The following is a 6,759-nucleotide window of genomic DNA, read 5'->3' as shown; positions in this document are numbered from 1 at the left end:
GCACCTCGCCGGCCGCACCTCGCCGGCCGCCCTATTGCGCCGTTGCCGCGCAGTCGCGTGCCGGCCCGCGCGCGTCGAGCCGCATCGCGAGCCACGTGACGACGAGCGCCGAGAACGTCACGGCGACAGCGACCCACGGCAGCGCATCGAGCGCGAGCCCGTGATCGAGCGCCAGCCCGCCGAGCCACGCGCCGCCCGCATTGCCGACGTTGAACGCGCCGATGTTCAGCGTCGACGCGAGATGCGGCGCGCTCGCGGCCTTCTCGACGACGCGCGCCTGCAGCGGCGGCACCGTCGCGAACGCGGCGATTCCCCACACGAATACGGTGACGGCGGCCGCGACGGGCAGATGGCTCGTCTTCGCGAACACCGCCATCACCGCCATCAGCGCGACGAGGATCGCGATCAGCGACGGCATCAGCGCGCGATCGGCGAGCCGGCCGCCGAGCGTGTTGCCGACCGTGAGCCCCGCACCGAACAGCACGAGGATCAGCGCGACTGCGCGCGGCGAATAGCCGGACACGCTCTCGAGGATCGGCGCGATATACGTGAACACGACGAACACGCCGCCGAAGCCGAGCACCGTCATCAGCAGCGCGAGCCACACCTGCGGCTCCTTCAGCACGCGCACTTCGTGGCCGAGCCCGACGGGCCCGCTGTCGTGCCGGTTCGGCACGAGCGCCGCGATGCCGGCCAGCGACAGCACGCCGAGCGCGGCGACGATCCAGAACGACGCGCGCCAGCCGAGCAGCTGCCCGACGAACGTACCGAACGGCACGCCGAGCACGTTCGACAGCGTGAGGCCCGTGAACATGAGCGCGATCGCGCTGGCCCGCTTGTCGGCCGGCACGAGCGACGCGGCGACCACGGCGCCGATCCCGAAGAACGAGCCGTGCGCAAACGACGTGACGACGCGCGCGACCATCAGCATCGTGTAGCCGGACGCGGTTGCGCACAGCACGTTGCCGACGATGAAGATCGCCATCAGCAGTTGCAGCGCGGCCTTGCGCGGCATGCGGCTCGTCAGCACGGCCAGCAGCGGCGCGCCGACCGCAACGCCGAGCGCGTAGCCCGTCACGAGCAGGCCCGCCGACGGCAGCGACACGGCCAGATCGTGCGCGACTTCGGGCAGCAGACCCATGATGATGAATTCGGTGGTGCCGATGGCAAAGGCGCTGATCGCGAGCGCCAGCAACGGAATGGGCATGAGGGTTCTCCGGTAAGGGGCGGACGCGGCACCGGGGCCGATGCCGCATCGCACAAGTTCGTGCGCGCATTGTCCCGAACGCGCCGATATTTGATAATTGGCGCGACGTTTGAACCATTTTCAAAAGATTCTGGAAAATCGCATGGATCGACTCGGCGACATCCGGCTGTTCGTGGAAGCGGCCGAACTCGGCAGCCTGTCGGCCGCCGGACGCAAGCTGAACCTGACGCCGGCGGCGGCCAGCGCGCGGCTCGCGAAGCTCGAGGCGAAAGTCGCGACGCGGCTGTTCGAGCGTTCGACGCGGCAGCTGCGGCTCACCGACGAAGGGCGGCTGTACCTCAACTGCTGCCGGCAGGCGCTGCAGGCGCTCGACGACGCCGACGCGATGCTGCAGGAAGGCCGCAACGTCGTCGGCGGCAAGGTGCGGCTGTCGTCGACATCCGATTTCGGCCGCAACCAGCTGCTCGACTGGCTCGACGAATTCACCGCGCGGCATCCCGACGTCACGTTCTCGCTGACGGCGTCCGATTCGTCGTCGAATCTCTGGCAGGACGAGATCGACCTCGCGATCCGCTTCGCGGCGCCGCCCGACGGCGCGCTGGTCGCGCGGCGGCTCGCCGCGAACCGGCGCGTGCTGTGCGCGGCGCCGTCGTTCGTCGAACGCTACGGAACGCCGGCCGACCCGAACGATCTAGCCCGATTTCCGTGCAACGTGATCACGATCGCATCCGGGCCGATGAACACCTGGCGCTTCACGCGCGGCGACGAGGTGCAGACCTACACGGTGCCGATGTCGAACGCGTTCGAGACCAACGACGGCGGCCTCACGCGCGAATGGACGCTGCGCGGGCACGGCATTGCGCTGAAGTCGCTGTGGGACATCGCCGACGACGTGCGCGCGGGCCGCTTGCGCGTGCTGCTGCCGGAGTGGCGCCACCAGGACGCGCCGCTGCACGCGATCTATCACAGCAAGCGCTACATGGCGCGGCGCGTGCGCGTGCTGCTCGATTTTCTCGCCGAGCGCTTCGCGCGCGAGGAAGCGGCGCTCGAGGATCTGCTGAACGCATGCCGGTGACGGCCCGCGTGCGGCGCACGAAGGGTCGGAACGCCAATGCGGGTGTCGCAGGGCCACCACCGGGCGGCCGCGTCGGCCCGCGCGAAAAGCTATAATGGAAGGCTTTCCCGACGGCTTTTCCTGCGCCACGCGCGACCTGCGCAACCGGGCGCCGCGACGCGCTGCCGTCCCGATTCACCTTTGACACGCCCCCAGGTCAACCACTGCGAACGGCGAACCCCATGACGAAGAAAGTTTACGTAAAGACCTTCGGCTGCCAGATGAACGAGTACGACTCGGACAAGATGGTGGACGTACTGAATGCGGCCGAAGGCCTCGAGAAGACCGACTCCCCGGAAGACGCGGACATCATCCTGTTCAACACCTGCTCGGTGCGCGAAAAGGCGCAGGAAAAGGTGTTCTCCGATCTCGGCCGCGTGCGCGAGCTGAAGGAAGCGAAGCCCGATCTGCTGATCGGCGTCGGCGGCTGCGTCGCGAGCCAGGAAGGTGCGTCGATCGTGTCGCGCGCGCCGTACGTCGACCTCGTGTTCGGCCCGCAAACGCTGCACCGCCTGCCGCAGATGATCGACGCACGCCGCACGAGCGGCCGCGCGCAGGTCGACATCACGTTCCCCGAAATCGAGAAGTTCGATCACCTGCCGCCCGCGCGCGTCGAAGGGCCGACCGCGTTCGTGTCGATCATGGAAGGCTGCTCGAAGTACTGCAGCTACTGCGTCGTGCCGTACACGCGCGGCGACGAAGTCTCGCGCCCGCTCGACGACGTGCTGACCGAAGTCGCGGGCCTCGCCGATCAGGGCGTGCGCGAAGTCACGCTGCTCGGCCAGAATGTGAACGCGTATCGTGGCGCGCTGACGGCCGGCTCGTCGGAGGTCGCCGATTTCGCGACGCTGATCGAATACGTCGCCGACATTCCGGGCATCGAACGGATTCGCTATACAACCTCGCATCCGAAGGAATTCACGCAGCGGCTGATCGACACGTACGCGAAAGTGCCGAAGCTCGTGAACCATCTGCACCTGCCGGTGCAGCACGGTTCGGACCGCATCCTGATGGCGATGAAGCGCGGCTACACGGTGCTCGAATACAAGTCGGTGATCCGCAAGCTGCGCGCGATCCGTCCCGACCTGTCGCTGTCGACCGACCTGATCGTCGGCTTCCCCGGCGAAACGGAAGAGGATTTCGACAAGATGATGGCACTCGTGCACGACATGCGCTACGACACGAGCTTCTCGTTCATCTACAGCCCGCGCCCCGGCACGCCGGCCGCGAACCTGCACGACGACACGCCGCGCGACGTGAAGCTCAAGCGGCTGCAGCTCGTGCAGGCGACGATCGAGGAAAACGTCGCGCGCATCAGCCAGTCGATGGTCGGCAAGGTCGAGCGTATCCTCGTTGAAGGGCCGTCGCGCAAGGATCCAAACGAACTCGCGGGCCGCACCGAGAACAACCGGGTCGTGAACTTCCCGGCGCCGCTCGCCGCGCATCCGCGCCTGATCGGCCAGATGATCGACGTGAAGATCAACCACGCGTATCCGCACTCGCTGCGCGGCGAACTCGTGCTCGTCAGCGACGACGCGAGCGCAGCCACGCACTAGGCCCGGTTCGCGGAAACGCATGCGTTTCCGCGCCGCCGGCCGCCAGCCCAACAGGAGCCCGACGCCACTTTGAAGCCCGCTCAAGCACTGGAATTCACCGCGCCGCGCGACGACAACGCGCGCCTCGCGAATCTCTGCGGCCCGCTCGACGAAAACCTGCGGCAGATCGAACAGGCGCTCGATGTCACGCTCGCGCGACGCGGGCACCGGATCGCGATCCGCGGGCGCGGCGCCAAGCTCGCACTCGCCGCGCTCGAAAACTTCTACAACCGCGCGCGCGATCCGCTGTCGGTCGACGACATCCAGCTCGCGCTCGTCGAAGTACGCCACACGAGCGGCAACGGCCGCCAGGACACGCTCGACGTGCGTTTTCGCGGCGACCCCGATCATCCGTTCGACGAGCCGACCGTCCAGCTCGACGACGACGAGGCGCTCGAGGAGCCGGCGCCGAAGCTCTACACGCGGCGCGCGGATCTGCGCGGCCGCACGCCCGCGCAGCGCGAGTATCTGAAGCAGATCCTGTCGCACGACGTGACGTTCGGCATCGGGCCGGCCGGTACCGGCAAGACCTATCTCGCGGTCGCATGCGCGGTCGACGCGCTCGAGCGCGATCAGGTCAAGCGCATCGTGCTGACGCGCCCGGCCGTCGAGGCCGGCGAGCGGCTCGGCTTCCTGCCGGGCGATCTCGCGCAGAAGGTCGATCCGTATCTGCGGCCGCTGTACGACGCGCTGTACGACCTGCTCGGCTTCGACAAGACCGCGAAGATGTTCGAGCGCCAGATGATCGAGATCGCGCCGCTCGCGTACATGCGCGGCCGCACGCTGAACCATGCGTTCATCATCCTCGACGAAGCGCAGAACACGACGCCCGAGCAGATGAAGATGTTCCTCACGCGGATCGGCTTCGGCTCGAAGGCCGTCGTGACCGGCGACACGAGCCAGGTCGATCTGCCGCGCGGCCACAAGAGCGGCCTCGTCGAGGCGCAGCAGGTGCTCGGCGGTGTGCGCGGCATCGCGCTCACGCGCTTCACGAGCGCGGACGTCGTGCGTCACCCGCTCGTCGCGCGCATCGTCGAGGCGTACGACGATTTCCACGCGCAGCACAAGGACGCCTGACGGGACGCGGGAACACGCCGAACGCGCGAAGCGCGACCGGACCCGGCCCGCTGGTGCGCGCCGGGTCTTTTTTCGTCCGCGCACGGGCAGCCGGAATTCGGGCGCAATCGACCGTTTGGTGTATCCTCATCGCGTTCCAATCGCCGTACGCGTCATGAAATCCACCCGTTCTCGCAAGTCGGGGCGCGCCGAGTCCGCCGCGTCCGAATCCACCCGCGTGTCGCTGTTCGATGCGAAGGGCAAGGCCCGCACCGTGAAGGCGCAGGGGCTGCGAATCGACTTTCCGGACGGCCGCAGCCTGATGTTCGACCTGTCGGGCAGCTCGGGCGACGCCGCCGTCGCGATCGTCGCGCAGCACAACGATCCGGCGATGCGCGCGAAGCTCGCGCTGCAGCCCGAGCATTACGACAGCCTCACGTTGCACGTCGGCGCCGAACCGGCGCCGCGCGACGAAGACGACGATGGCGAGCAGCGCGAGCAGGAACTCGACCTGTCCGTGCAATACGGCGACGAAATCACGAGCGCGGTGCGCAAGACGCTGCCGAAGCGCAAGCTGATCGCCGAATGGCTCGAGCCGGCGCTGTTCGCGAACGCGCAGATCACGGTGCGCTTCGTCGGCGAAACGGAAGGCCGCACGCTGAACGCCGGCTATCGCCACAAGGACTATCCGACCAACGTGCTGACGTTCGCCTACGATCCGGCGCCGGACGGCACCGTGATCGGCGATCTCGTGCTGTGCTGCCCCGTCGTCGAGAAGGAAGCGCGCGAGCAGGACAAGCCGCTCGCGGCCCACTACGCGCACCTGCTCGTGCACGGCGCGCTGCATGCGCAGGGCTACGATCACGAGACGAGCGACGAGGACGCCGCCGAGATGGAAGCGCTCGAAGTCGACATTCTCGCGAAGCTGGGCTTTCCGAACCCGTACCGGTAATCCGGCCGAACGATGCAGAACGCCGCGACGCTCCCGCCCGCCTACCCGCCGTCGATCGGCGAAGGCCGTCTGCTGACGGAAGAGGAGCTTGCGGCATCGCTCGCGCACACGATGCGCGACTGGGACGGCCGGCAGGATCTCTGGCTGTTCGGCTATGGCTCGCTGATCTGGAATCCCGGCCTGCCGACCGTCGCCGCCGTGCGCGCCAAGGTGCACGGCTACCATCGCGGGCTCTATCTGTGGTCGCGCGTGAACCGCGGCACGCCCGAGCGGCCGGGCCTCGTGCTCGCGCTCGATCGCGGCGGCTCGTGCGCCGGTATCGCGTTCCGCCTCGCAGGCGCGACCGCGCAGCCGCATCTCGAAACCTTGTGGAAGCGCGAAATGCCGATGGGCTCGTACCGGCCCGCGTGGCTGCCGTGCTCGCTCGAAACCGGTGAACGCGTGACGGCGCTCGCGTTCGTGATGCGTCGCGACGCGCCGACGTACACGGGCAAGCTGCCCGATGCGGTCGTGAAGGAAGTGTTCGGCTGCGCGGCCGGCCGCTACGGCACCACGCTCGATTACGTGACCCGCACCGTCGAAGCGCTGCGCGCGAGCGGCATTCCGGACCGCGCGCTCGAAAGCCTGCTCGCGCGATGCCGATGATGCGCCGCGCTGCGCGTCCCGCTCGCGCTGCCGCGCCGCTGTGCGCGGACGGCCGCCGTGCGGGGCCGACAGATGCTGCGGCCCTCAATTCGCGGCGGGTGCGCGCCGGTTTCGCTTTCCGACTGCGCACCGTCGCGCTGATCGCCGCCGCCAGCGTCGCGCTGGCGGGCTGCGGCGTGTTCGGCTGCGG

Annotated in this window: 6 protein-coding genes and 1 pseudogene; 6 read left to right on the top strand and 1 reads right to left on the bottom strand. The window is 68.5% G+C overall.

Translation table 11 applies throughout. From position 1 onward, the window contains the following. Window positions 1-31: 31 nt before the first annotated feature. On the bottom strand, window positions 32-1,207 hold the full coding sequence (locus HMPREF3115_RS13940) for an MFS transporter (protein ID WP_006406543.1): 1,176 nt from the start codon (window positions 1,205-1,207) through the stop codon (window positions 32-34). A gap of 142 nt (window positions 1,208-1,349) precedes the next feature. Between HMPREF3115_RS13940 and HMPREF3115_RS13935 the strand changes: the two genes are divergently transcribed. From HMPREF3115_RS13935 to HMPREF3115_RS31930, 6 genes and pseudogenes are all read left to right on the top strand, one after another. Further along, entirely contained in the window at window positions 1,350-2,282 is a 933-nt protein-coding gene (locus HMPREF3115_RS13935) for a LysR family transcriptional regulator (RefSeq protein ID WP_070554796.1), read from the top strand. A 221-nt stretch (window positions 2,283-2,503) separates the two neighbouring features. Beyond that, window positions 2,504-3,877: a tRNA (N6-isopentenyl adenosine(37)-C2)-methylthiotransferase MiaB gene (gene miaB, locus HMPREF3115_RS13930; RefSeq protein WP_006406545.1), complete on the top strand. Its 1,374-nt coding sequence runs from the start codon at window positions 2,504-2,506 to the stop codon at window positions 3,875-3,877. A 69-nt stretch (window positions 3,878-3,946) separates the two neighbouring features. Then, window positions 3,947-4,993 (top strand): PhoH family protein, encoded by a 1,047-nt coding sequence (locus HMPREF3115_RS13925; RefSeq protein ID WP_006398340.1) that lies wholly within the window; start codon window positions 3,947-3,949, stop codon window positions 4,991-4,993. 154 nt (window positions 4,994-5,147) lie between these two features. Continuing rightward, window positions 5,148-5,924: an rRNA maturation RNase YbeY gene (gene ybeY, locus HMPREF3115_RS13920; RefSeq protein ID WP_065494512.1), complete on the top strand. Its 777-nt coding sequence runs from the start codon at window positions 5,148-5,150 to the stop codon at window positions 5,922-5,924. Window positions 5,925-5,936: 12 nt separating this feature from the next. Beyond that, window positions 5,937-6,569, top strand: a complete 633-nt coding sequence (locus tag HMPREF3115_RS13915) for a gamma-glutamylcyclotransferase (RefSeq protein ID WP_070554794.1) — start codon at window positions 5,937-5,939, stop codon at window positions 6,567-6,569. Further along, window positions 6,560-6,759, top strand: a pseudogene (locus tag HMPREF3115_RS31930) (hypothetical protein); the annotation flags it as partial. The gene HMPREF3115_RS13915 and the pseudogene HMPREF3115_RS31930, both read left to right, overlap by 10 nt.

The organism is Burkholderia sp. HMSC10F09 (assembly GCF_001806955.1).
Lineage (GTDB): Bacteria > Pseudomonadota > Gammaproteobacteria > Burkholderiales > Burkholderiaceae > Burkholderia > Burkholderia multivorans.
Note: the sequence above shows the minus strand (reverse complement) of the source record. Positions and strands in the feature narration are given on the sequence as shown.

Excerpts from the sequence above, each read along its gene's own strand:
- HMPREF3115_RS13940 (WP_006406543.1), bottom strand. The coding sequence starts at position 1,207 with ATGCCCATTCCGTTGCTGGCGCTCGCGATCAGCGCCTTTGCCATCGGC.
- HMPREF3115_RS13935 (WP_070554796.1), top strand. The coding sequence starts at position 1,350 with ATGGATCGACTCGGCGACATCCGGCTGTTCGTGGAAGCGGCCGAACTC.
- miaB (WP_006406545.1), top strand. The coding sequence starts at position 2,504 with ATGACGAAGAAAGTTTACGTAAAGACCTTCGGCTGCCAGATGAACGAG.
- ybeY (WP_065494512.1), top strand. The coding sequence starts at position 5,148 with ATGAAATCCACCCGTTCTCGCAAGTCGGGGCGCGCCGAGTCCGCCGCG.
- HMPREF3115_RS13915 (WP_070554794.1), top strand. The coding sequence starts at position 5,937 with ATGCAGAACGCCGCGACGCTCCCGCCCGCCTACCCGCCGTCGATCGGC.